The 23457-nt window shown below is 61.4% G+C and carries 19 protein-coding genes; 10 read left to right on the top strand and 9 right to left on the bottom strand.

Annotated features, from left to right (window positions below; translation table 11 throughout):
* Positions 1-12: 12 nt before the first annotated feature.
* From rsmH to proB, 5 genes are all read right to left on the bottom strand, one after another.
* Entirely contained in the window at positions 13-1116 is a 1104-nt protein-coding gene (gene rsmH, locus HZ994_05935) for a 16S rRNA (cytosine(1402)-N(4))-methyltransferase RsmH (protein ID QTN31888.1), read from the bottom strand.
* A 484-nt stretch (positions 1117-1600) separates the two neighbouring features.
* Entirely contained in the window at positions 1601-2053 is a 453-nt protein-coding gene (locus HZ994_05930; protein QTN31887.1) for a hypothetical protein, read from the bottom strand.
* A 388-nt stretch (positions 2054-2441) separates the two neighbouring features.
* Entirely contained in the window at positions 2442-2591 is a 150-nt protein-coding gene (locus HZ994_05925; protein ID QTN31886.1) for a hypothetical protein, read from the bottom strand.
* A gap of 46 nt (positions 2592-2637) precedes the next feature.
* Complete coding sequence (locus tag HZ994_05920; protein QTN31885.1) at positions 2638-3900, bottom strand: glutamate-5-semialdehyde dehydrogenase; 1263 nt, start codon at positions 3898-3900, stop codon at positions 2638-2640.
* Position 3901: 1 nt separating this feature from the next.
* The gene (proB, locus tag HZ994_05915; GenBank protein QTN31884.1) at positions 3902-4663 is read right to left on the bottom strand and encodes a glutamate 5-kinase; all 762 of its coding nucleotides are present in this window, start codon (positions 4661-4663) and stop codon (positions 3902-3904) included.
* Positions 4664-4830: 167 nt separating this feature from the next.
* On the opposite strand from proB, the gene HZ994_05910 reads away from it, so the two are divergent.
* The 8 genes from HZ994_05910 to HZ994_05875 all read left to right on the top strand — a co-directional run bounded on the left by HZ994_05910 (position 4831) and on the right by HZ994_05875 (position 12159).
* A complete protein-coding gene (locus tag HZ994_05910; GenBank protein ID QTN34327.1) occupies positions 4831-6417 on the top strand; it encodes a putative Na+/H+ antiporter in 1587 nt (528 codons plus the stop codon).
* A gap of 168 nt (positions 6418-6585) precedes the next feature.
* Positions 6586-8889, top strand: a complete 2304-nt coding sequence (locus HZ994_05905; GenBank protein ID QTN31883.1) for a DUF4040 domain-containing protein — start codon at positions 6586-6588, stop codon at positions 8887-8889.
* Complete coding sequence (locus HZ994_05900; GenBank protein ID QTN31882.1) at positions 8886-9311, top strand: Na(+)/H(+) antiporter subunit B; 426 nt, start codon at positions 8886-8888, stop codon at positions 9309-9311. Before HZ994_05905 ends, HZ994_05900 begins: the two co-directional genes overlap by 4 nt.
* Complete coding sequence (locus HZ994_05895) at positions 9308-9658, top strand: NADH-quinone oxidoreductase subunit K (protein ID QTN31881.1); 351 nt, start codon at positions 9308-9310, stop codon at positions 9656-9658. Before HZ994_05900 ends, HZ994_05895 begins: the two co-directional genes overlap by 4 nt.
* Positions 9655-11151: a Na+/H+ antiporter subunit D gene (locus tag HZ994_05890; protein ID QTN31880.1), complete on the top strand. Its 1497-nt coding sequence runs from the start codon at positions 9655-9657 to the stop codon at positions 11149-11151. Before HZ994_05895 ends, HZ994_05890 begins: the two co-directional genes overlap by 4 nt.
* Positions 11148-11498: a Na+/H+ antiporter subunit E gene (locus tag HZ994_05885; GenBank protein ID QTN31879.1), complete on the top strand. Its 351-nt coding sequence runs from the start codon at positions 11148-11150 to the stop codon at positions 11496-11498. Before HZ994_05890 ends, HZ994_05885 begins: the two co-directional genes overlap by 4 nt.
* Entirely contained in the window at positions 11470-11781 is a 312-nt protein-coding gene (locus tag HZ994_05880) for a hypothetical protein (protein QTN31878.1), read from the top strand. Before HZ994_05885 ends, HZ994_05880 begins: the two co-directional genes overlap by 29 nt.
* A 21-nt stretch (positions 11782-11802) precedes the next feature.
* Complete coding sequence (locus HZ994_05875) at positions 11803-12159, top strand: monovalent cation/H(+) antiporter subunit G (protein ID QTN31877.1); 357 nt, start codon at positions 11803-11805, stop codon at positions 12157-12159.
* Here HZ994_05875 and HZ994_05870 read toward each other — a convergent pair whose 3' ends face one another.
* Positions 12160-13374: an OmpA family protein gene (locus HZ994_05870; GenBank protein ID QTN31876.1), complete on the bottom strand. Its 1215-nt coding sequence runs from the start codon at positions 13372-13374 to the stop codon at positions 12160-12162.
* A gap of 150 nt (positions 13375-13524) precedes the next feature.
* On the opposite strand from HZ994_05870, the gene HZ994_05865 reads away from it, so the two are divergent.
* Positions 13525-19374 carry an Ig-like domain-containing protein gene (locus HZ994_05865; protein ID QTN31875.1) on the top strand — a complete coding sequence of 1950 codons (5850 nt, stop codon included), beginning with the start codon at positions 13525-13527 and terminating at the stop codon, positions 19372-19374.
* A 3-nt stretch (positions 19375-19377) separates the two neighbouring features.
* Here HZ994_05865 and HZ994_05860 read toward each other — a convergent pair whose 3' ends face one another.
* The 3 genes from HZ994_05860 to HZ994_05850 form a co-directional block, all read right to left on the bottom strand.
* Positions 19378-20013, bottom strand: coding sequence for an HAD-IA family hydrolase (locus tag HZ994_05860; protein ID QTN31874.1), 636 nt, complete (start codon positions 20011-20013; stop codon positions 19378-19380).
* Positions 20014-20114: 101 nt separating this feature from the next.
* On the bottom strand, positions 20115-21878 hold the full coding sequence (locus HZ994_05855) for an ATP-binding cassette domain-containing protein (GenBank protein ID QTN31873.1): 1764 nt from the start codon (positions 21876-21878) through the stop codon (positions 20115-20117).
* 48 nt (positions 21879-21926) lie between these two features.
* A complete protein-coding gene (locus tag HZ994_05850) occupies positions 21927-22883 on the bottom strand; it encodes a hypothetical protein (protein QTN31872.1) in 957 nt (318 codons plus the stop codon).
* A gap of 234 nt (positions 22884-23117) precedes the next feature.
* On the opposite strand from HZ994_05850, the gene HZ994_05845 reads away from it, so the two are divergent.
* Complete coding sequence (locus HZ994_05845) at positions 23118-23420, top strand: hypothetical protein (protein QTN31871.1); 303 nt, start codon at positions 23118-23120, stop codon at positions 23418-23420.
* Positions 23421-23457 lie beyond the last annotated feature (37 nt).

The raw sequence follows: 23457 nt of genomic DNA, 5'->3' as shown, positions 1-23457 counted from the left end.
GGGTGTGATCTCTCAGGTGGTGGCCGTGTCGGCTCCCAAAAGCTCGGCAACCCGCAGCTTGGCGCTGCGGGCCCGTGGGTTTGCGGATGTTTCCACGGCGGTCGGGGCGATTGCTTTCTTGGTCAGCAGCCGGAACCGGCAGTCCGGGTTCGGCCGGGCTTCCGGCCAGGTGGGATCGTCGATGTATGGCTGGGAATGATGGCGCAGGTGCCTTTTGGCCATGCGATCCTCGAGGCTGTGGAATGTGATGATGAGGAGCCTGCCGCCTGGTTTCAGGATGCTCGCTGCAGAGGAAAGGATGGAGGAGAGCGATTCGAGTTCCTCGTTGACCGCCATGCGTATCGCCTGGAAACTGCGGGTGGCGGGATGGGTTTTCCCGCTGCGCCCGATGGCTTTCTCGATGCAGGCGGCGAGTTCCGTGGTGGTGGTGAAAGGCTTCACCGAGCGCCTTTCGACGATGGCTGCCGCGATCCTGCGTGAGCGCGGCTCCTCGCCGAAGGTATACAATATGCGGGCGATCTCGCTTTCCTCCCATGTATTGACGAGATCGGCGGCGGTCATCGCCGAATTCGGCCCCATCCGCATGTCGAGCGGGCCCTCGCGCATGAAGGAGAAGCCGCGCTGCGCGGAATCGAGCTGGCGGGAGGAAACGCCTAGATCGAGGAGCAGCCCGTCGGCGAGCTCACCTGAGAGGATGCCGGGATGGTTCGGGATTTCGGAAAAATTCGCCTGATAGGTGGAAAACCTCTGCCCGAAGGCGGCAAGCCTCTGCGTCGCGTGCGCCAGCGCCTCGGGATCGCGATCCACACCGAGGACGGTGGCACCGGCCTTCAGTAGCAGCTCGGAATGGCCGCCTCCGCCCAGGGTTCCGTCGATGATGAACTTGCCGGGGGCGGCCTGCATCATCCCGGCCACCTCATCGGCAAGCACCGGAAGGTGGTAACCGCGTGCGGGAAACCCATCTGGCGCCGAAAAGGAGAAACCCTGTGCCGTGCCGGGCGCAGGGTTGGGTGATGGTCTGGAAAGGGAAACCGGCGGCCGCGCTGACAACCAGCCAGGAGCAGCGCGACGCACCGGTTCAGATAGCGGGTGAAGCTCTGTCCCGAGAGACCTCATCCGCCCAGCCAGAAAGCCGTATCGAAAGTGAAACGGGCGCCCCGCCGACAACCAGCCAGGAGCGGCGGGGGCGTCCGTATTTTCAAGACCGCGTGCTGTCCCGAGCGCGCGGCCTTGTGATTTTTCAGAAAGGGAAACCCGTGCGCGCGCCGACAACCAGCCAGGAGCGGCGCGGCGCACGGATTCAGATAGCGAATGAAGCTCTGTCCCGAGAGACTTCATGCGCCCAGCCAGAAAGCCGATGGAAAAGGGAAACGAACGCTCCGCCGACAACCAGCCAGGAGCGGCGGAGGCGTTCGTATTTTCAAAACCGCGTGCTGTCCCGAGCGCGCGGCCTTGTGATTGTTTGGAAAATGTTCCCAACCCCTGCGAGCGGACGAACACGCCGGAAGCCGCCGTGAGGTGGACCGTCTCGCTCGCAAGGGTTGGTGGGTTGAACAGCATGTTGTCAGTTCGGGGTGTGGGATGGGTGAGTGGGAAAAACCTAGAATGCGCCGAATTCGTCCTCTTCTTCCGGCACGGCGGCGGTGCCGAAGAGCTCCTCGTACTTGGCCTTGGGCCAGATCTCGAAATGGCTGTGGCCGGCGGAAAGCATCACCTCCGTGTCGGGGGCTATGCCGGCGTGCGCCGCAAGGTCGCGGGGAATGAGCAGCTTTCCCTGGTCGTTGATCGAGGAATCGCGGAGAACCCTCTTCAGCCTGGTTTTCAGTTTGGCGAGCTTTTTCGAATCCGTGACGTTCTTCTCGAAGGTCTCGATCCGGTGCTGCACGGCTCCGGCGGTGAGAACCTTGATGATGTTGACCCCTTCTTCCTCGGAAGCCATCAGGTAGATCGGCTCTCCCTGCGGAGGGCGCCAGCCTGCAACGACGGTCACGCGATTCTTCGCGTCAGTCTTGTAGGACTGGGTGCCGTTGTAATGGAGGAATTGGTCGTTCATTTCGGGGATGACTATCGCGTCAACACCCAGAGAATGCACTCCAGTACACAAAGATACAAGACGAAATTGAACTTTTTTAATTAAATCGATTATCCCTTTGTTTTCAAAGGATTACGAGACCATTTCAGTCGGATTCCGAGTAGAATTTTAGTCATAACAAGGAAGGTTTTCTAAAAACTAAGGTCATTTTGAGGGTTTTTTTGGGGGATTTTAGACCTGGTGTACTGAGGATTCAAAAAAAGGCACGGTAGTGTACTGGTGGGACGGATCTGCCGGGTGGGTGTGGGATTTCCTCCGCGCCCTGCAAGCGAGCAGCTGTTCCTACCTAGGGAGGCATACGTAATCTATGACAGCGTGCGGCAAATACAAGCTGTGAATGGGCAAGGCCTCATGTTGGCAGCCATTCGGGGTGCTTTTCCCGCAGCGCGGAACGCACGGCGTCGTTGACCCGTTCGGAGACCGATATTGATTTTACCGCCGATTTCATTTTCAGCGCCTTTTGCAGGTCGCCGTCGAAATAGGCCGAGACTCGTTTCATGGAGTCACCAATGACTTAAGGCGTTATGGTGACAGGTAGCCCGCCCTCACACCTTCGTCTGGCCGTTTCCACGGACGCGATATTGGTAGCTGGTGAGTTCGCGCAGGCCCATGGGGCCGCGGGCGTGGAGCTTGTCGGTGGAGATGCCGATCTCGGCCCCGAAGCCGAACTCGCCGCCGTCGGCGAAGCGGGTGGAGACGTTGTGGAAGACGCAGGCGGAATCGATGGATCTGAGGAAAATCTCCGCCTCGGCTTCGTCGGTGGTGACGATGCAATCGGTGTGGTGGGAGCCGTAGTGGTTGATGTGGGAGATTGCGGCCGCGATGTCCCCAACGATTTTGATGGAGAGGATTTTCTCAAGGTATTCGGTGCTCCAGTCCTCCTCGGTGGCGGCGATGAGATCGGGGAGGATCGCGAGGCTTTGCTCACAGCCGCGCAGTTCGACACCTTTTTCGAGGAGTGCGGCGGCGACTTTGGGGAGAAATTCCTTCGCAACGGATTGCTGGATGAGGAGTGTTTCGAGGGCGTTGCAGACGCCGGGTTTCTGGGTCTTGGAATCTATGGTGAGCTTCAGGGCCATTTCCTGATCCGCCTTTTCGGAAACGTAGAGATGGCAGATGCCGTCGTAGTGCTTGATGACGGGCATGCGGGCGAGGGAGACGACGGTCTCGATGAGGCTTTTTCCGCCGCGCGGGATGATGAGGTCGAGCCATTGATCCATCCCTGCCATGGCGGCGACGGATTGGCGGTCGGTGAAGGGGACGAGCTGGATGGAATGCTCGGGGAGGCCGGCTTTTTTTCCGCCTGCGTCGAGTGCGGCGGCGATGGCGCGGTTCGAGTGGATTGCCTCGGAGCCGCCACGGAGGATGGTGGCGTTGCCGGTCTTGAAGCAGAGTGCGGCGGCGTCGGCGGTGACGTTGGGACGGCTCTCGTAGATGATGCCGATGGTGCCGATGGGGACGCGGATCTGCTCGATGCGGATGCCGTTGGGGCGCGTCCATTCATCGAGCACCTGTCCGACGGGGTCGGGGAGTGTGGCGACGTGTTCCAATGCTGCGGCGATGGCTTCGAGGCGTGCGTCGTCGAGGCGGAGTCGGTCGAGCATGGCGGCGGAAAGGCCTTTCGCCTCACCGGCGGCGATGTCCTTGGTGTTTTCGGAAAGGATTTCCGCCGAGGCATGGCGCAGCCCCTGCGCCATGGCGCGGAGGATGTTGTCCTTCTCCCCGGTGGTGAGCTGGGAAAGAGCGTAGGCGGCGGTGCGCGCCTGCCTGCCCATTTCGTGGATTTGCTCGGTGATGGGATCGGACATGCTAGTGGGCGTTGAATTTCGTGGATATGCCATTTCCCGCGACGATATCCGCGAGGCGCTCGGGGTGGCGGCCGTTGGCGATGTGGGTTTCGATCCCGGCCTCGATGGCGAATTTCACCGCCTCCAGCTTCGAGGCCATTCCGCCCATGGAGAATTTCCCCTTGTCGTCGCGGACGTGGCGGAGGACGGAGGAGATGTCGCCGACCTCGGGGATGAGGGTTTTCGTTTCCGGATCCAGCAGGCCATCGACGCTGGTGAGAAGGATGACGCGCTTTGCGCCGACGAGTTTCGCGACGCGGACGGAGAGCATGTCGTTGTCTCCGAAGCTGAGCTCGCGGATTGCGACGGAATCGTTCTCGTTGATGATGGGGAGGATGCGGGGTTCCTTGAGCAGGCGGTTAAACGTGTTGAGTAGATTCGCGGAGCGGCCTTCCGTTTGTATGTCCTCCGCGGTGAGGAGAATCTGGGAGACGAGGATATCGAAGTTGGAAAACAATGAGCTGTAGGTGCTCATCAGCCGCGCCTGGCCGACAGCGGCGCAGGCCTGGCGGGTCTCGATGTCCTGCGGGTATTCGCTGAGGCCGAGGGCGGAGACGCCGGAGCCGACCGCGCCTGATGAGACGAACATGCAGCGGTGGCCCTCGTTCAGCAGCCCGGAAATGGCCGCGACGAGGTGCACCAGCGCGGCGCGGTCGATCGTGCCGTCGGCGGTTTTCGTGAGGACGCCGGTGCCGGCCTTGATGATGGTGAGGTCTGGGAGCATGTGCGGGGGCGGATTGATATGCCGCCGGGGCGGAAAATGCCAATCCAAAGCTTGCCGGGGGTTTTGGCAAGTTCGCCTTGCGGATGGGGCTCAAGGTCTTTATGGCGGTGTGGTCACATATGAAATTCCCAATGAGATTCCTGTTGCTGTTGATTTTGCTCCTACCGATGGGCGCCTTGAATGCGGCGGAGGAGATTCAGCCAGCCTATCCCAAGCTTAGCAGCGGAAAGACGCAATATGCCGCATTTCCACAACCCATCGAGACCTACGGTGACACCGGCTCCGGGCTGTGGGGGAAAATCAAAGGCCGGGCGGCGGCGGATCCGTTCAATGTGGCGGCATCGTTGATTTTCCTGCTCGCCATCATGCACACCTTCGCGGCGGGGCCGCTCAACAAGATCGCGCACCGTCTGGCGCATGACCATGAGGAGCAGCTGAGGATACGCGGGGTGAAGGACGATGAACATCCGGACGGCGTGCCGGAGGTTTCCTTCAAGGCGACACTTTTCCATTTCCTCGGCGAGGTGGAGGCCATTTTCGGCATCTGGGTCTTCGCCCTGGCGGGAGCTGCCGCGTATTTCCACACGTGGGACGATTTCAAGCTGTATTTGAGCGAGGACAGGGAGTTCATCGAGCCGATGTTCGTGGCGGTCATCATGGCGATCGCGGCGAGCCGCCCCATCCTTAGGTTTGCGGAGCGGCTGATGGCGGTCGCGGCGAGGATAGGAAAAGGTTCACCGGGCGCGTGGTGGCTGAGCGTGCTGATCATCGCGCCGCTGCTGGGATCCTTCATCACCGAGCCTGCGGCGATGACCATCGGGGCGCTGCTGCTGGCGAAAAAATTCTACCGCAACAAGCCATCGGCGAAGTTCGCCTACGCGACGCTGGGACTGCTGTTCGTGAACATTTCCGTCGGCGGCACGCTGACGAACTTCGCAGCCCCGCCGGTGCTTATGGTCGCTGCCACGTGGGACTGGAGCACCCTGTTCATGCTGGAACACTTCGGTTGGAAGGCCGCGATAGGGATACTCGTGGCCACCGGTTCCTACTATGCGTTTTTCCGCAAGGAACTCGTGCAACTCGAGCGTAACATGGAGAACGGAGAGGATTCGTCCGGGCAACGCCTTCCATGGCAGGAGCGCGAGGATCCGATCCCGCCATGGATCACCGTGATCCATCTCGGTTTCCTCGCATGGACGGTATACATGGCGCATTACCCGGTGTTTTTCACCGGCGGCTTCCTGTTCTTCCTGGCGTTCCTGATGGCGACCCGGCACCACCAGAATTCGGTGTCGCTGAAAAGCCCCATCCTTGTCGGGTTCTTCCTTGCCGGCCTGGTGATCCATGGCGGATGCCAGGGTTGGTGGATTGATCCGGTGATCCGTACGCTGGGCAACCAGACGCTGATGTTCGGAGCCACCTTGCTGACCGCATTCAACGACAACGCGGCGATCACCTATCTTGCTGCGCAGGTGCAGGGGCTTTCGATCGAAGCAAAGCACGCGGTTGTCGCCGGGGCGGTGACAGGCGGCGGACTGACGGTGATCGCGAACGCGCCAAATCCTGCGGGGCAAAGCATCCTGTCGCGGTTCTTCAACGGCGGGATCTCGCCGGTGGGGCTTTTCCTTGGGGCGCTTCTCCCGACGATCATCCTGTATCTTGCATTCGTGTTTCTGCCAAACGGACCGGTGGAGCCCGATTCGGATGCGGCCATCCCGGAGGGGATCAGTGCTCCGGCGGTCGTGCAGGAGTGATTTTCCGGTCCCTATCACGGTGTTGTTTGCGGTGAGGAACGATTGTTCCCTGATTCCGTTGACAGCACCGGGATACCCCCGAAGAGTTCGTGCGCCAATCCGAGGGTTTTGTCCCCGAAGATGGCAGATGCCGTGCTACATACCGCTTTTCCTTGATCCAGAAGTTACATGACCCTGTCCGCCCCGATTCTACTAATCCTCTTGTTTGCCATGGTGTCGCCATGGTGGGTGGCGCGGCACCGCCTGTCATTTGTGGCGTTCGGCGGTTTGGCGCATCTCGGGATCGCCGGACATTACATCGCGCTCTTGGCGGGTGGCGGACGCCCATCTGAAACCGGCAGGCAGGTTTTCCCAACCGGGATCGTGGAATGGAGTTTCCTCGGCACTTCGTGGGGGCTGATGTTCGCGGCGCTTATCACCGGGATCGGTTTGCTGGTTTTTCTCTATGCGGCGGGTTACTTCGGGGCATCGGAAAAAGGGGTGAGGTTTTATCTGCCGTTGCTCGCCTTCGAGGCGGCGATGCTGGGGGTGGTGCTGGCGGATCATGCGATCCTCGTTTTCCTTTTCTGGGAGCTGACGAGCATCAGTTCGTTTTTCCTGATCGGGTTCCTGCACAAGGAGTTTTCATCGAGGTGGAACGCGCAACAGGCCTTGCTGGTCACGGGCAGCGGCGGGGTGTGTTTGCTGGCGGCTTTCCTGATGCTCGGCTCGCAGTGGGGAACCTATTCCTTCGAGGCGTGGCGCGGCCTTGCAAGCTCTGGGAATGCACCCTCGATGGCGGCGCTGGTGCTGCTTCTGTTAGGGGCGGCAACGAAGTCCGCGCTGTTCCCGTTTTTCTTCTGGCTGCCCAACGCGATGAGCGCGCCGACACCGGTGAGCAGTTACCTGCATTCGGCGACGATGGTGAAGGCGGGGATTTTCCTGATCGGGGCGCTCTTCCCGCTGTTCGCCTCCTCGGCGGAAATCATGCGGGTGATCGTGGCAATGGGCGCGGTGACCGCGGCGACCGGCCTTGTGCTGGGATGGGTGCAGACAGACCTGAAGAAAATCTTGGCCTATACCACGCTGAGTGTCCTCGGCTTGCTGGCCTTTCTGCTGGGGATAGGGACTCCGGAATCCGTCAGGGCGGCGGTGCTGCTGTTGCTCGGGCACGCGTGCTACAAGGCCGGGCTGTTCATGGCCGCCGGGGCGATCGACAAGGCGGCGGGAACGCGCGACCTTAAGATCCTTGGCGGGCTTGGGAAATCGCTGCCGCTGCTTTGCGGGATCTCGCTGGTGCTGGGGCTCTCTGCGGTGGGTTTCCCTCCCTTGCTCGGGTTCCTCGGGAAGGAATATGGTTACGGCCTCACGCTGCCGGCGCTGGGTTGGACGCTTGCCCTCGGAGCTTTCCTGTTCCTGGCGAATCTCTCGATGATGGTGCTCATCCTCCGCGTCGCGCTCACGCCATTCCTTGCCCGCGCGACCCGGGACATGCCGGACACCAAGCCCTTGCCGTGGCTGATGATGGCCGGGCCGCTGGTGCTGGCTTTGGCGGGCGTGATCCTGGGTCTCGGGGCTCCGCAGCTTCTTTCCCCCTTGGTCAACTCCGTGGTCGGCGGCATCACCGGTGAACCCATGGATTACCGCCTGGCCCTGTGGCATGGCTTCAAGCCGGCGCTGTTCCTGAGCGTCGCGACACTGGCAGGGGGATGGTTCATCTACCGGGCCGCCCGAAGCTACGGGAAAACCAATTTCCTCTCGCGCGGCCTCGGTTTTGCGGAGGGCGGATACAACGCATCGGTACACGGCCTCCTGAAGGGGGCTACGTGGATCAGCGGGAAAACGCAGAACGGCGACCTGCGGACATATCTTCACCTGTTTTTCGCCGGAATGCTCTCCCTCGTCGGTTACAAATGGTGGAGTTCGGGGTTCACGCTGGGGGATCTGATCATCGGTGTTGAGGGAATTCCGGTGCTTGAGGGATTGTTAGTGATCGCGATGGGTTTCGCCATTCTCATGGTGGTGATGACTCTTTCGCGGATCACGGCGGTGCTTGGCCTGGCAGTCATCGGGCTTGGCATGGCGTTCCTTTTCGCCCGCCTCGGCGCTCCGGATCTCGCCCTGACGCTGATGTTGGTGGAGTCGCTGACGGTGGTGCTTTTCATCTACATCGTCCACGGCCTGCCAAAGCTGCGCAACATCACGCGCGCCAAGGGGCGGGCTTTCGATGTGGTGCTCTCGCTCACGGTCGGCGCGGTGATGGCCTTGCTTGCCCTGAAATCTCAGACGGTGCAGCTGCATCCCACGATCTCGACGCAGCTCACCGAGTGGAGTTACTCGCTGGCCAAGGGCAAGAACGTTGTGAACGTGATCCTGGTGGATTTCCGTGCGCTGGACACCCTGGGTGAGATCACGGTGATCGCGCTCTCCGCGGTGGGCGTTAAGCTGCTGTGGCTGCGGCGCGGCAAAGTGGAGGAGGAGGGCGGGATATGAAATCGCTGCTCCTTCTCATCGCCTCGCGCTTCCTGTCGTGGCCGTTTTTCATCCTTTCGATCTGGATCCTCTACCGCGGGCACAACCTGCCGGGCGGCGGCTTCATCGGCGGACTGGTCGGGGCGAGCGGGTTCCTTTTCTATGATCTCTCCGGGTACGGGCGGCCGGAGCGCGGGCTTTTTTCGTTCAAGCCCTTTTCCTTCCTCACCCTCGGCCTGGGGACAGCGGTGCTTAGCGGCGTGCCGGGGCTGTTTGCGGGTGAGGGCTTTCTCAAGGGCTTCTGGCTGCCCGGCTTCGAGCTCCCGCTGCTGGGCTCGGTGCACCTGGGCACCCCGCTCATTTTCGATATCGGCGTTTACCTGACGGTGATCGGTTTCATCCTGTTGCTGGCCGGAACATTGGCGGAGGAGGAACGGACATGATCACCGTCCTCTGCATTCTCGTTGGACTGCTTTTCGCAGGGGCGACGTTCTGCCTGCTGCGCAGGAACCTGATGCGCGTGCTCATCGGGATACTCCTGCTCGGCCACGGTGTGAACCTGCTGCTGCTGGCGACGAGCGACCCGCTGTCGCGGGAGGTGGCGATCTTGGGTGAGGACGGTTTGCCGCGTGTCGCGAATTCCGCCGATCCGCTGCCTCAGGCGCTCATCCTCACCGCCATCGTGATCGGCTTCGGCCTGAGTGTTTTCACCCTGGTGCTGGCGAGGTCGTGCTACATGAGGAGCGGCGCGGACGACATCAGGGAAATGGGCAAGGAGGAAATGGAATGAACGATTTCCTGGTCATCGCGCCGATCCTGCTGCCCCTGGTCACCCTCATTGTGTGCCTGATGCTTGAAATGTGGGGTAAGGACGCGCGTGTGGTTTCCTTCTCCAGTGTGGTGGCCACGCTCGGGGTGGCGACCCTGCTCGTGGCCCGTGTCAATGGCGGCGGGGCGCTGACCATGGAGATGGGCGGCTGGCGGCCCCCGTATGGGATCGTGATCGTGGCGGACCTGCTGGCGGCGCTGATGATCTGGATCAGCGCGTTCGTGGTGCTGGTGGTGATGATCTACGGCCTTGGGGGCAGGCTTGCGGAGCAAAAAGGCGGGCATGTGCACGTGCTGGTGCAGGGTTTGCTCCTCGGGGTGAGCGGATCCTTCCTCACGGGCGATCTTTTCAACCTCTACGTATGGTTCGAGGTAATGCTGATCTCCTCCTTTGTCCTGATGGTGCGGGAAAAGGGACGGAAGCAGCTTGAGGGCGGCCTGATCTACGTGATCCTTAACCTCGTCGCCTCCGCGATGTTCCTCTGCGGCGCGGGGCTGCTCTACGGGAAACTTGGGACGCTGAACTTTGCGGACATGGCGATGAAGCTCCAGGGGGTCAACGATCCCGAGTTCGTCAACACCACCGGCTCCCTGCTGTTCGTGGCGTTCGCGGCGAAGGCGGGGTTGTTCCCGTTCTATTTCTGGCTGCCCGCCTCCTACCACCGTGCCGGCCCGGCGGTTTCCGCGCTGTTTGCGGGGCTGCTGACGAAAGTGGGCGTCTATGCGCTGCTGCGGACATTCACGCTGGTTTTCACGGATGCGAACGGCTTCTCCAACGGCATCATCCTCACCATTTCCATGGCGACGATGGTGATCGGCGTCCTCGGCGCGGTGGCGCAATACCACGTGCGGCGGCTGCTTGCCTTCCACATCATCAGCCAGATCGGCTACATGGTGGCGGGGATCGCGATCGGCACCCGGCTTGCGCTCGCCGCAGTCATCTTCTACACACTGCACCACATCGCGGTGAAGACCTGCCTGTTCCTCGTCGCCGGCGTACTTGAAATGCGCACCGGGACACCGGATATCCGCAGGCATGGCGGCTTTTACCGCAGCGATCCGCTGCTGGCCGTGTGCTTCCTCATCGCAGCCCTGTCGCTCGGCGGCATCCCTCCGCTCTCCGGTTTCTGGGCGAAGCTCAACCTCCTCCAGGCGGGTGTGGAAACCGGGGAATGGCTGTTCCTTTTCATCGCTTTGGCCGTCGGCATACTTACCTTGTTCTCCATGGTGAAAATCTGGAACGAATCTTTCTGGAAGGACAAGCCGGAGGGCGGGTGCGGCAGCTTGCCGCTCTGGCCGGGCAGGCCGTACGCCGCCATCATCATGCTCTGCTTGCTGACACTGGTCTTCAGTTTCTGCGGGAAATTCGTTTTCGAGCTATCGGAAAACGCGGCGGCCGCGCTGCATGATCCGCGCATCTACATCGAGGCGGTGATGGGAGGGGGCACCGAATGAAAAGGCAACGCCTGCCGTTTGCCCTCAGGGCGTGGGGATGGATCTCCTTCGCCGGATTCTATCTGGCGGAGGTCTTGCGCTCCAACATGGTCATCGTCTGGGACGTGCTCACCGTCGAGGACAAGACCTGCCCGAGCATCATCGCACTCGATCTGCCCTCCGAAATGACCGATAACCAGGTGTTGCTGGTCTCCAACCTGATGACGATGACCCCCGGCAGCCTCACCCTCGACCTGACGGCGGACCGGGCAAAACTGCTAGTCCACGTCCTTTACTCGCACGATGTCGAGGACACCCGCAGCTACCTGATGAAAAACTATGTTCACCGCGTTCTCGATCTATCCTGACATCCCCGTCGTTGTCCCGGAATGGGTGGTCGGCGCTTCCGCGCTGATGCTCGGGCTGGCGGTGGTCTGTGCCTTCATCCGCTTTTTCCGCGGGCCGAACACCCCGGACAGGATCGTGGCCTTCGATCTCCTGGCCAGCTTGGTGATGGCCTCGCTGCTGCTCACCGGGGTCTCCACGGGCAGCGAGTTCTACCTGCAGACGGTGCTCGGTTTTTCGCTGGTGCTGTTCCTCGGGACAGTCGCGCTGGCGAGGTATCTGGACAGGCCGGGCGGGAAAGGCTAGCGACAAACCGGAATAAGAATCATGGGAACTATCATGGAATGGATCGTATCGGCGGGATTGCTGGCAGGCAGTTTCTTCTGCCTCGTCTCCGCGTTCGGCTGCATGCGGATGAAGGACTCCTACGTGCGGATGCACGTAGCCACCAAGGCGGTGGCCTTCGGCGGAGGCATCCTTGTGATCACCTATGTCCTTTCCAATCCGAGCGTTTCCAACGTATTCATCGGCGGCATGGTGGTCGGGTTTTTCTACATGACACTGCCGCTCGCCGGTCATTTCCTCGGGCGTGCGATCTACCGGCGCGGGATCGAGCCGGAAAAGCCCTTCGTGGTGGATGAGGCCGGGGGCTTGTTGCCCCGCCATCGCCCGGAAGGGCAATGATCATTTCGCGCGTATCCTCCAGATCTCGCAGATCTGGTTGCGCTCCGGGATGCGGCTGCTGAAGCGGTCGGTCTGGCCGAGATAGACGGCCTGTACGAGCTGGCCGGGGCGCTTGATGCCGGAATAATGTTCAGCCGCTGCCGTAGCGCGGTCGGACGAGAGTTTCTCATTGGCAGTGGCGTCGCCCGTTTTTGAGGCATAGCCGATGATGAGGGTGAGATCGCCGTCCGGCACCTCGTTCTCTGCGATGGATGCGAGCTGCTCCATGTCTGAGGCACTCAGTTCGCTAGAGCCGGTTTTGTAACTGAGCGTGTGCAGGACGCTGGCGCCGAGATCGACGCCAAGTTTGCTGTATTCCGTGGTGAGATCGGAGTCTTTCATGCCCTCCAGGGTGCGGAGCCTCCGGAAAAGCTCGACGGCGGCGGGGAGAAGTTCGTTTTCTGATTTCGCGAAAAGCTTCGTGTTGTTGAGCTGTGCCTCAAGCTCTGCGACGCGGCTTTCGTAAAACGCCTTGGAGCGCAGCAGTTCGTCGTAGCGGCGCTGGAGATCGGCATAGTCATCGGCATTCACGGCACCCGCGGCATCGGAAAGCTTCGCGCGGACATCGGATAGTTCCATCGAGAGGGCGTCGCGCTGCGCCTGCAAGTCCGCGACGAGGCGCTTGAGTTGATCCGCCTCGGAGGCTGTAAGTTGTGCACGGCTCACCTCTGCCTGTAGCCTTTGGTTGTCCATGGATATGTCTTGGCGGAGTTTCTCAAGGCGGAGCACATCGGCATTCCGCTGAGAGATTTCCGAGTCCTTGTCAGCAAGCATTTGCTGGAATCTGCCAGCCAGGCCGACAAGTGTGTCGGTGTCGTTTTTCAGGCGGGCGGCGATGTCCTCGATCGGTTCGGAGCCGCCTTCGAGGGGAGGGAGTCCCATCGCCATGCGCTGGCGGTTCAGCTCGGAGCGGCGGGCTTCGAGATCCGCCTTGAGCGCGGCCATCACCGGATCATCCGTGGCAATTCCGGATTCCTTGGCTCCGTTTCCGCGCAGATTGATCACAGCGAGGACGACCACCATGATCAGAATCATGAAAAGCAAGAGGACGATGGGATTCACCTTTTCCATGGAGCGGGTGAACGTCCCTGTCCCAGCGCTCTGCTCCGGCACTTCCTTGGCATCCGCGTCCTTATCCCCTTCTTCGCCGCTCTCCTTGATTTTCTCCTCAGACATGGAGGAACCCTGTCCGCCGGGTAGCCCACCTGTCAATCCGGCATGAGGGAAAGCAGCAAGGCTCCGGGCTTGCATTTAATCTGATGTAACTGTAAATACCATGTAATGATTTCCCGAAGGACGCATGGTTTTTAAAATGACATAAGGAACATGATCACGCTTCATAGGTGCCTGATCTTTTCCTTGGTTCTGCTGCCGCATCTTTCGGCACAGGTCACCACCACCGGTTTCCAGAATCTCGCGCGACCTGAGGCTCCGGGGACTCTGCTGAGCCATCCGGTTACGAATGGTTCAGAGCCGATTGGAAGAACTACCTCGATCAATTATCTCAACGGTTGGGTCATCGTTGGCGGCGAGGCACCGGGGTCGCGGGTGGGTTCCGATCTTCAGATGCGGGTTTTTGACATTGCCGATCCGCAGAATCCGGTGCGGCGGCTGCCATCGGATTTCGGCCTGAGCTATCCTAACAACTCCTGGGTGCAGGGAAACTACGGCTGGAACGCCCACGGCACCGCCCAATCTGGAAATCTCCTGCTGCCAGATCCGATCCGCGTCACTGGCTTCGGCGGGCTGGTCGAGCGTGCGGGCAGCAACGGCGTCCCATACATCACGAACTTGCCCCTTTGGTTCAACCGCTCCTCGCAGGCCGGGCCGTGGGACGCCTCAATGCTTTGGTATGGCACGGAGGACCAGGATTTCGAGATCGCCCGGATACGCCCAAACAACTTCGGCACGCATGACCGGCGGGTCGTAGCCACCTTCGATCACGTCGGACCCTATGGCGGCGGCGAGTGGCATCCGATGTTTTTCGGAGACCTCCTGATCTATGCCCGCAGCGGCGGTGCGGCCAGCGATGGGGTGGTCGTTTACCGGCTTTCCTATCAGAATATGGACGATGCCGATCCGTCCAACGACAGCATCACGCCCCAGCTCGTAGGAACGCTCAGCGGCGGTTTCCAGGGTTATTGGCCCAATCTTTTCAGCGATGGCACCGGGCTATATGTGATCGGATCCACCACGGATATCCTGATCGGTGCGGACATCACCTCGGCAACGATGCCTGGCATGACGCCAAATCTCCAGACGGTGGCTAGCCTGACCGTCCCGGATTTTACCAACGCCTCGTACCCGGCCTATCAGGACAATTTTGGATTCATCCACAACCGCAAGGTCGATATGACCCGTTTCCTCGCGGGCGATGCGAATCCCATCGTGCTCACGCTCAACGAGGCAAATCCGCCGCGTCCCGCAGGTGCGCCCGCCCTGCCGCCAGGCGCAATCGCCGGAGTGAACACCTCGCAGATGTCCCTTCCTCTCGGAAATCTCTGGCTCACCGGGGGCTACCCGATCCCCAACACGAACCAGGGGCTGGGCGTGTGGGTTCACCAACAGGCGCCGGACACCACCGCGCCGCGCGTGAGCTACCACATCCCGCAGGCCGGCCGCACGAACTACCCGCGCCACGCGCCGCTGAGTTTCCTGATCCACGAGTATCCGCGAAACGGTGGCCCGCGGAACGGGATCGATTTCTTGGTGCGGGCGGTGAATCCGGACGAATCGCTGGGCAGCTTCGTTCCCGGATTCCTGATCCATGATTTTTCCGGAAACATGACCTTCACACCGGACGCGCCGCTCACTGCGGAAACGACCTATCAGGTGGATTTCCCGAGCGACCCCGCGCAGGAAATCGGCTTCCGCGATTCGGCGGGAAATTACATCGAGCCGCACTCGTTCCGCTTCTCCACGGGCGGCGGCTTGAACGCGCCTGAGCCGCCGGTTTTCAGCGGACTCGATGCGGATAACCATCAACCGGCACCGGGAGAACAGGTGACAGTGACCGCGGCTGCCACCGGCCAGGGCGCGCTGGAGTTCCGCTTCAACTTCGATGGGAGCTGGGGCGCGTGGAATGCCTCGCCCGCCGGCATCCACACTTACGCCACCACGGGGCGTCCGCGGGTGATCGTGCAGGTGCGCGATGCAAGCGGGAACATCGTCACGGACTCGCTGCGGCTGCTGGTTATCACCCCGCCTCCTGCCGGACTCCGGCCTACCCAAAGCGGAACCCTCGCCATCGGCGACGACCCGGGCGGCAGGCGTGTGTGGAGCGTTAACCCCGACTCCGATACAGTGACCGTGATCGACACGGCCAGCGGCGCGAAACTTGCCGAGCACGCGGTTGGTGAAAGCCCGCGCGGCATCGCCCGGGATGCGAACGGGCGCTACTGGATCACCTGCCACGGAAGCGATGAGATCCGCGTGCTTAATCCCGACGGCACTTCTTTCAGAAACATCACACTCGATTATGGCGATGCGCCCTTCGCAGTCGCCCCATCGCCGGACGGCACATTTCTCTACGTCACACTCTACGGCTCCGGTGAAATCCGCCGCTATTCCGCTGCGAATCCGGAAGCCGCCTACTTGTCCGCAGGCGGGCTGAGCACCCCGCGTGCACTGGCGGTCAGCGCGGATGGCTCGCGGGTTTTCGTCACCCGTTTCATCTCGCCCGAGCTGCAGGGGGAAATCAGCGAGTTCTCCGCGACGCTGGGCTTCACCCGGCTCATCACGCTCACCAGTTCTAACAGCAGTGACGGCGGCGACCGTGCCGCAGGCGTTCCGAACTATCTCTCAGGCATCGCGATCTCACCCGATGGCACGCGGGCGTCCGTTGTTTCCAAACAGGACAACATCCAGCGCGGGACTTTCTTCGGCGTTGGTGATCTCACCCATGAAACCACCGTCCGCAGCGTGATTTCATTCATCGACCTGACTGCCAACGCCGAGATCCCTCACTCCCGCCGGGACTTCGATAACAGCGGCAATCCCAGCGCCGTGACCTACACGCCGCTCGGCGATACCATCCTCGTCGCCCATGAGGGAAACAACCGCGTGGCGGGGATTGATGCGCTCAATCTCGCGCCGTTGTCCGTGCCGTTCACCACCGGCTCCATGCTGACCCAGCCCGCCGTTCTCACACTCGATGTCGGCACCGGCCTCGCACCCCAGGGGCTGCTCATCGACTCCGTTTCCGGGCGGCTCTTCACGCAGGATTTCATGGGGCGCAGCGTGACCGTGCGCGATGCCGCACCCTTGCTTGATGATAACGAAACCTCGCTGCCGCTTCTTGCCACCACGGCTGCGGTGAGCGCAGAGTTGTTAGATCCGGATGTGCTCCAAGGGAAGCGGATTTTCTACAACGCCGCCGATCCGCGCATGAGTGCAGACAGTTATATTTCCTGTGCGAGCTGCCATATCGATGGGGGCCACGACGGGCGGGTGTGGGATTTCACCGGGCGCGGCGAGGGCTTCCGCCGCACCACCGACCTGCGCGGCCGCAGCGGCATGGGACATGGCGCGGTGCATTGGAGCGGGAATTTCGATGAGATCCAGGATTTCGAACACGATATCCGCGGTCCCTTCGGCGGCACCGGATTTCTTGCGGACAGCCCGCAGCAATTCGCGAGTCGCCACCCGGGCCCCGCCAGCGGAAAGGCAGGCCTGAGCGCCGATCTTGATGCGCTCGCCGCGTATGTCAGATCGCTCTCCCACGAGCACACCCCGCGCAGCCCGGCGCGGAATACCGATGGAACACTCACCACCGCCGCCGTCCGTGGCCAGGCGGTCTTCAACGCGCAAAACTGCGCATCATGCCACAGCGGGCAGGAACTCACGAATAGCGCTTTGCTGGATGTCGGCACGCAGTCCGCACTTAGCGGCCTTCGCCTCGGGCAGGCGCTGCCGGGGATCGACACCCCCACGCTGCACGGCCTCCACGCCACGCGGCTTTACTTGCATCACGGGCAGGCGGAAAATCTAACGGATTTCTTCGGATACGCGGGTGGCACATTTGTCCAGGCGGCGGCTGGCGAGTCGTTCGGCGGTGGGGTTACTTTGGAAAATGACACGCCCGCAGAGGGAGGCGGCGGATTCGGGCGCGGCTACCTCGGTGGAACGGCGATGAACATCGACGGCACCGATGGTGCTTCCGGCGTCCGTTTTACAAACGTCGATGGGGGGGCAGGAGGCGCGGCTCGCATTACCTTGCGCTACGCGAAACGCTACTCGAACGGCACCGCGCGAATCCGCGTCAACGGCTCGGAACAACTGCTCAGCATCCTACGCCAGTTTCCCGACAACTCATGGCAAACCAGCGGCTGGCGGCACCTGACCGTCAACGCGACCCTCAACCCCGGAGCCACCAACACCATCGAAGTGGTGCGTGGAAACACGGACTTCGCCCTCAATTCCATCCTCATCGCAAATGCCTCCGATCTCGCCGCCGCCGCGCCACACCGCCTCGTCAATGCGCTGCCAGCCGGAGACCGCGCCGATCTCTTCGCATACCTCATGCAACTCGACGGACGTGATGCAAACGGCACACCGCTCGCCGCACCGCCTGCACCGATGCCGACCGGTCCCGCCATCGTCACCGCACCCCAGGGTGCGACACTTGCGGAAGGAAATGGTTTGAATCTGTTCGTTTCCGTGAGCGGCACCGGGCCCTTCGATTTCGAGTGGATGCGGGGTAGCACCGTTGTCGGGACAAACAGCCCAGAGCTGGAGATCGCAGCCGTGACGCCCGCCGATTCCGGCGATTACACGGTCTTCGTTTCCAACGCCCAAGGCAATGTCACCAGCGCCCCGGCGATCATCGTGGTGAACCCGCCGCTGCAAGTCACAAGCACCTCACTGCCGACGGCAGTTGTCGGAGTTCCTTACACATATAATCTCTCGGCAAGCGGCGGGATTTCGTCCCGCACCTGGAGTCTCGATGCGGGCGCACTGCCGCTCGGCTTCTCACTTTCCCCCACTGGCCAGCTCAGCGGGAATACGGCAGCCCCCGCCGTGGCGAGCTTCACCGTCCGCGTCTCCGATTCCTCCGGCAGCGATGCGCGGGTGCTCTCGCTCGATGTCACACCGGTAGCCGGTTTCGCGACCGACCCCGATCTCATCCTCCACTACACCTTCGACGAAGGCGGGGGAAACGTTGTTTGGGATAGCGCCACCGCATCCAACAACCACAGCACCCAGGTCAGCGGCGCGCACTGGATTCCCGAAGGCCGTTTCGGCGGAGCATACGGGCTCGCCAACACCAGCGCGACCATCCAGGGTTTCTTCCCTGCAAACCAGGCCGACCTCGATTTCGATCCGCGCGGCGACGAATACACCATCTCCGTCTGGGCGCGCAGCACCACCACTGGCGGCTATAACACCATCCTCGGAAAAGGCCGGAATACGGAGCCATGGGATGTCCAATACAGGCTCTGGATGACCAATACCGGCGGCTTCCTGCAGCCGGTCAACGGCGGCCAATATGGCCCGAATTACGATATTTCAGGTAATCCGATCAACAACGGCAACTGGCAGCTTGTGACCATGGTCAACACCAACGTCGCCGGAACATGGCGCACACGTGTCCATTACAACGGCGGCCCCGCCATTGGGGAGTTCGCGACGGGAGCCAGTGGACGCTTGCCCGGATTACTGCGGATCGGCGATACGACACGTGGCGGGAACTCCTGGAACGGCCAGCTCGATGATCTCCGCATCTACCGCCGCGCCCTCAGCCAGGCGGAAATTTCCGAACTATACACCGCCCCTGATGTGTTGGACTTCGATGATTGGGCGGCGTCTTCGCTGACTGCCGCCCAGCTGGCGAATCCCGGTCTCTCAGGCCCGTCCGGCGATGCGAACGGGGACGGTGTGGCAAACGCCATTGAATTCGCACTCGGCGGGGGTCAGCCGCTTGGGATACGGTTGGAAGGCTCTAACAGTGTGCTTACCTTCGGACGCAACAGCCTTGCGAGGAACCTGAGGCTGATCGTGGAGTGCAGCCCTGACCTGAACGAATGGACTGCCATCGCAACAGGGATTAACGGGCTGCCTCCAACCGGGCAGGGGGTGGCAACTTCTGAAACCCAGGGAATTTTTCGGGAAACAACCCTGACGCACCAGTATTCCGGAAGCAGAGGGTTTTACCGGATACGGATCGTCATCGAGTAGTGGTCAGGATTCCTCCATGATGCGCAGGAGTTCCCCGGGGCTATCTAACAGATGGGTCGGCTTCGCCTTTGCGAGCGATTCCCGGGAGTTGAAACCCCATGTCACCGCAGCGTGAGGGATGTTGGCCTTCTGCGCCGCTTTCACGTCGCGCAGCTCATCGCCGATGTAGAGCATTTCCTCGTGCCGCAGGGAAAACGTTTTCCGGATCGCGCGCAGGTGGCGTGACTTGCCGGTGAGCTTTGAGGTGGAGGAGATGAATTCGAAGAGATCGCGTATGCCGTGGTTACGGAGGAAAACATCGACGTTGGCCGTGGAGTTCGAGGTGAGGATGCCGAAGCTTCCCGTGCGGTCGCGCAATTCGCCGAGGGCTTCCTTCATTCCGTCGATGAGCTGGAGGCGGTCGATGTTCGCACGCATCATCCCGGTGCCACGGGCAATGATGGAAGGAACGCGGCGCTTGGGGATTTTCAGTTCCGCGAGGATCTGCTTGAGGGAGAGGTGGCGCAGCGCCCCGATCTCGTGTTCCTCCACGTTCCTGATCCCGTAGTCCGGCGCTAGCTCGTTGAAGATCCTGCGGGTTTCGCCGAGTGTGTCCGCGATGGTGCCGTCGAAATCGAAGATCAATGAACGGTATTTCATGAAGTGGTAAGGCTGTGCGCCCGCGCCGCTGTTAGCCAGCCAAAACCTGTGCCGGGGCGGCGGGGATCCTGTCGCGGTTCCCGCATGGCGGATCCGGGCTTTCAGCTAAGCTGGGTTTCTGCGAGGAAGCGGTAGGTGCCGCCTGCGGCATAGAGCTGGTCGTGGGTGCCTTGCTCGGCGAGGCGGCCCTTGGTGAGGACGAGAATTTGATCCGCATGGCGCACGGTGGAGAGGCGGTGGGCGATGACCAGGGAGGTGCGGCCGGCCATGAGGCGTTCGAGGGCTTCGTTGACGAGGCGCTCGGACTCGCTGTCGAGCGCGGATGTGGCCTCATCGAGGAGAAGGATTTTCGGATCTGCCAAAATGGCCCGGGCGATGGCGATGCGCTGGCGCTGGCCGCCGGAAAGCTTGGTGCCGCGCGGGCCGACCACGGTCTGGTATCCTTCGGGGAGGCCGCTGATGAATTCGTGGGCGTTGGCCTGGGTGGCGGCTTGCTCGATTTCCTCCTTGCTGGAGCCGGGCTTTCCGTAGGCGATGTTTTCAAGGATGGTTCCGCCGAAGAGCATGACTTCCTGCGGGACGATGGCGATCTGGGAGCGCATGCTCTGCAGGGCGATTTCCCTGGAATCCGTGCCGTCGAAGAGGAGCTTGCCGCTGGTGGGTTCGTTGAATCCGAGGATGAGGGAAAAAAGGGTGGATTTCCCCGCGCCGGAGGGGCCGACGATGGCGGTGCGCTGGCCGGAGGGGAGTTGGATGGAGAGGTTCTCGAGTACGGGCGCTTCCGGGCGCGAGGGGTAGGTGAAGCACAGGTCTTCGAGGGAGATTTGGCCGGTGATTTTTTGGGAGATTCCGGTTTCGCGCTCGGTGGGCATGTCGAGGATTTCTCGCAGCCGCTCGGTGGCTCCGGCGGTCTGTTGGAACTGGGAGATGATTTCCGGGAAGGAGCCCAGCGATGCGCCGACGAAGATGGAAAAGAGGATGAAGGCGAAGAAATCCTCCCAGCTGATGCCGCCCTGGGAATACATGCGCGCGCCGTACCAGACGACGAAGGCGATGGTGCCGAAGAGGGCGAGGATGATGAAGGATAGGAAGGCGCCGCGGGCTTTCGCTCCGCGGAAGGTGACGGCGAGGAAGGAGGCGAGCGAGCATTGGTAGCGGGCTTGCTCGAAGGCTTCGTTGGTGAAGGCCTTTACGTCGGCGATGTTCTGAACGGATTCCTCGATGACGGTGGATGCGTCCGCCAGGGATTCCTGGGCGGCCTTGGAGTGATTGCGGACTTTTCTGCCGAAGACGGCGATGAGCAGGACGACGACCGGGATGCAGCCGAGCATGACGAGCGATAGCTTCCACGAGGAGATGAAGATGAAAACCAGCCCGCCGATGAGGATGACGGTCTGGCGGACGGCCTGCGGGACGGTGGAGATGAGCGTTTCGCGTACGAGGGCGAGATCTGCCGAGACGCGGTTGGAAAGGGAGCCGCTGCGCTGCTCCTGGAAGTAGGGGATGGGCAGGCGCAGGAGGTGGGTGAAAAGGTCTTTGCGGAGCCGGTTGAGCGCGGACTCGCCGGAGCGGATGAAGCCCTGGACGCGGAAAAAGCCGATGGCGGACTGGAGGCTGAGGGCGGCGACCAGGTAGATGATCGTGCGGTTGATCTTCGCCATGATTTCCCCGGGAGGCATGGCATTTCGGAGGCCATCCACCGGGCTGCCAACGAGTTCCTTGAGGAAATAAGGAAACGCGAGGGCGAGTCCTGCGGTGACAAACAGCGCGACAAGCGATGGGATGAAGACCTTTTTCTCCCTCAGGAGATAGGAAAGGATCCAGCGGTTCGAGGAGATGGTTGGTTTCTTGTCCGCCGAAGGCATGGCGGATGGGAAACGATGAAGGCCGCCGCGTCAAGGCGGGGGCGGGTTTTATCTCCTGCGGCGGAGCAGCAAGCAGGCGCAGCTGATCGGCATGAGCAGGGCCGAAGGCTCGGGAACAGGTGCTGGAACCATGGCGATCGTGTTCCCGATTGCGGTCTCATACGAGCCAATGTAGCTGTAGAAACTGGCATTGCGCGATTCGAGCGGGTCGCCGGGTTCGGCAATACCCGGGATTCCTGTGTCAACGAAATTGCCGGGAATTCCGATTGAAACAGCCCACGCAGTGCCCTGCAGGAGGAGACCACTTAGGCCATGAGAGAACAGGGGGCTGCCCGAGTCCCCACTGGCCACCTGGGATTCATGGGTTGTCATATTGAGAGTGTTGTCACCGGCGATGTTCTCGAATGTCACGATCTGGTCGAAAGCGGCCGGATCCCCGAAGTTCACCGTGGTTTGCGGTGTGTTCATCGCTGTTGTTCCTGTATTGCGGAAACTTTCCCCCTGGTTGGTTCCCACCGTCTGCGCCATGGCCGCGCCGGGCTGCCCGCTGATGCGGTCGCCCATCATGAAGAGATCGGCTCCGGCAAGACCAGTTTCCTGCAGGGTGTTCGCAGGGATGGTCGAATACCCGTAGCGAGCCAAGGATGGGTGCATGGCGGCTTCCGTGTAGCCGATCCAGAAATCCGTCCCGGTCACGGTGAATCCGCCGCTGACGGTATAGGTGTAGGTCGGATCACCCGGGTTGTTTCCGGCCGTGAAACTGATGGTGGATCCGACGGCGGGGTGAAAATGGTTTGCGCTGATGAAATAGTTGGGTCCTATCAGGGTGGCCCAGCGGGTGCTGGATGTGTCCGTTGACCTGCCAACCCCCGAAAAATCATGGGCCGCCCCAATGAAGGAGGGGCTGTCGGTGAAGCGGTCGTTGGTCGCGTCGCTGTAATTGGCGACGGATATGGCCTGCACGAACTGGGAGGATAGCAGGAGCGTGACGAGTCCGGTTTTCATGTCGGCTGGTTTCGGTTCAGCATGATCCACAGTTCCCCGGATTGCCAAACCCGGTTCATTGCGGAGGATCTCAAGGTGTGCAATTTTTCCGGAATGTCAAGAATGGCTTGAATCATGCGTTAGGTGTTGTGTCTTGCGCTGGGCATGGATATTCTGCCGCGGATGAAACGGTTGGATCTGGCTTTTGCGTTCGGTTGCATGATCTTGGCAGGGTGCGCTCCGGGAGGAGCGGGCATGGGCGACATGCCTGGAGGCGACGATGGTTCGATCGGCGGCATTTCTGAAGTGCCGAACCCGGATGCGAAGATGGCCAAGGCCAGCGGCAAATCCCTCGACCAGCTCCAGCGCGGGCATGTGGTTTACATGCTCAATTGCGGGCAGTGCCACGAATACCCGCTCCCCGAGAATGTCGATATCATGGACTGGGAGGACGCCATGCCGAAAATGATCGGCCACGCCGGCTTGCCCTCCTCGGACGAAACGGCCGTGCTCGCCTACGTCAAGGCGGTGAAGAAAAGCAAAGGCCAGGAATTTTAGGCCAACCGGGCTTGCCAAGCCGCTCCGCACGTTGAAA

This window comes from Akkermansiaceae bacterium (genome assembly GCA_017798145.1).
Classification (GTDB): Bacteria; Verrucomicrobiota; Verrucomicrobiia; order Verrucomicrobiales; family Akkermansiaceae; genus Luteolibacter.
The sequence above is the reverse complement of the archived record's forward strand: the minus strand, read 5'-3'. Positions and strand labels throughout refer to the sequence as shown.

What these genes read in the sequence shown, in the direction of transcription:
- HZ994_05880 (QTN31878.1), top strand. Translation starts at nt 11,470, where the DNA reads ATGTTCACCGCGTTCTCGATCTATCCTGACATCCCCGTCGTTGTCCCG.
- HZ994_05865 (QTN31875.1), top strand. Translation starts at nt 13,525, where the DNA reads ATGATCACGCTTCATAGGTGCCTGATCTTTTCCTTGGTTCTGCTGCCG.
- HZ994_05905 (QTN31883.1), top strand. Translation starts at nt 6,586, where the DNA reads ATGACCCTGTCCGCCCCGATTCTACTAATCCTCTTGTTTGCCATGGTG.
- HZ994_05850 (QTN31872.1), bottom strand. Translation starts at nt 22,883, where the DNA reads ATGAAAACCGGACTCGTCACGCTCCTGCTATCCTCCCAGTTCGTGCAG.
- HZ994_05855 (QTN31873.1), bottom strand. Translation starts at nt 21,878, where the DNA reads ATGCCTTCGGCGGACAAGAAACCAACCATCTCCTCGAACCGCTGGATC.
- HZ994_05885 (QTN31879.1), top strand. Translation starts at nt 11,148, where the DNA reads ATGAAAAGGCAACGCCTGCCGTTTGCCCTCAGGGCGTGGGGATGGATC.
- HZ994_05910 (QTN34327.1), top strand. Translation starts at nt 4,831, where the DNA reads ATGGGCGCCTTGAATGCGGCGGAGGAGATTCAGCCAGCCTATCCCAAG.
- proB (QTN31884.1), bottom strand. Translation starts at nt 4,663, where the DNA reads ATGCTCCCAGACCTCACCATCATCAAGGCCGGCACCGGCGTCCTCACG.
- HZ994_05845 (QTN31871.1), top strand. Translation starts at nt 23,118, where the DNA reads ATGGGCGACATGCCTGGAGGCGACGATGGTTCGATCGGCGGCATTTCT.
- rsmH (QTN31888.1), bottom strand. Translation starts at nt 1,116, where the DNA reads ATGAGGTCTCTCGGGACAGAGCTTCACCCGCTATCTGAACCGGTGCGT.
- HZ994_05920 (QTN31885.1), bottom strand. Translation starts at nt 3,900, where the DNA reads ATGTCCGATCCCATCACCGAGCAAATCCACGAAATGGGCAGGCAGGCG.
- HZ994_05900 (QTN31882.1), top strand. Translation starts at nt 8,886, where the DNA reads ATGAAATCGCTGCTCCTTCTCATCGCCTCGCGCTTCCTGTCGTGGCCG.
- HZ994_05890 (QTN31880.1), top strand. Translation starts at nt 9,655, where the DNA reads ATGAACGATTTCCTGGTCATCGCGCCGATCCTGCTGCCCCTGGTCACC.
- HZ994_05930 (QTN31887.1), bottom strand. Translation starts at nt 2,053, where the DNA reads ATGAACGACCAATTCCTCCATTACAACGGCACCCAGTCCTACAAGACT.
- HZ994_05860 (QTN31874.1), bottom strand. Translation starts at nt 20,013, where the DNA reads ATGAAATACCGTTCATTGATCTTCGATTTCGACGGCACCATCGCGGAC.
- HZ994_05895 (QTN31881.1), top strand. Translation starts at nt 9,308, where the DNA reads ATGATCACCGTCCTCTGCATTCTCGTTGGACTGCTTTTCGCAGGGGCG.
- HZ994_05875 (QTN31877.1), top strand. Translation starts at nt 11,803, where the DNA reads ATGGGAACTATCATGGAATGGATCGTATCGGCGGGATTGCTGGCAGGC.
- HZ994_05870 (QTN31876.1), bottom strand. Translation starts at nt 13,374, where the DNA reads ATGTCTGAGGAGAAAATCAAGGAGAGCGGCGAAGAAGGGGATAAGGAC.
- HZ994_05925 (QTN31886.1), bottom strand. Translation starts at nt 2,591, where the DNA reads ATGAAACGAGTCTCGGCCTATTTCGACGGCGACCTGCAAAAGGCGCTG.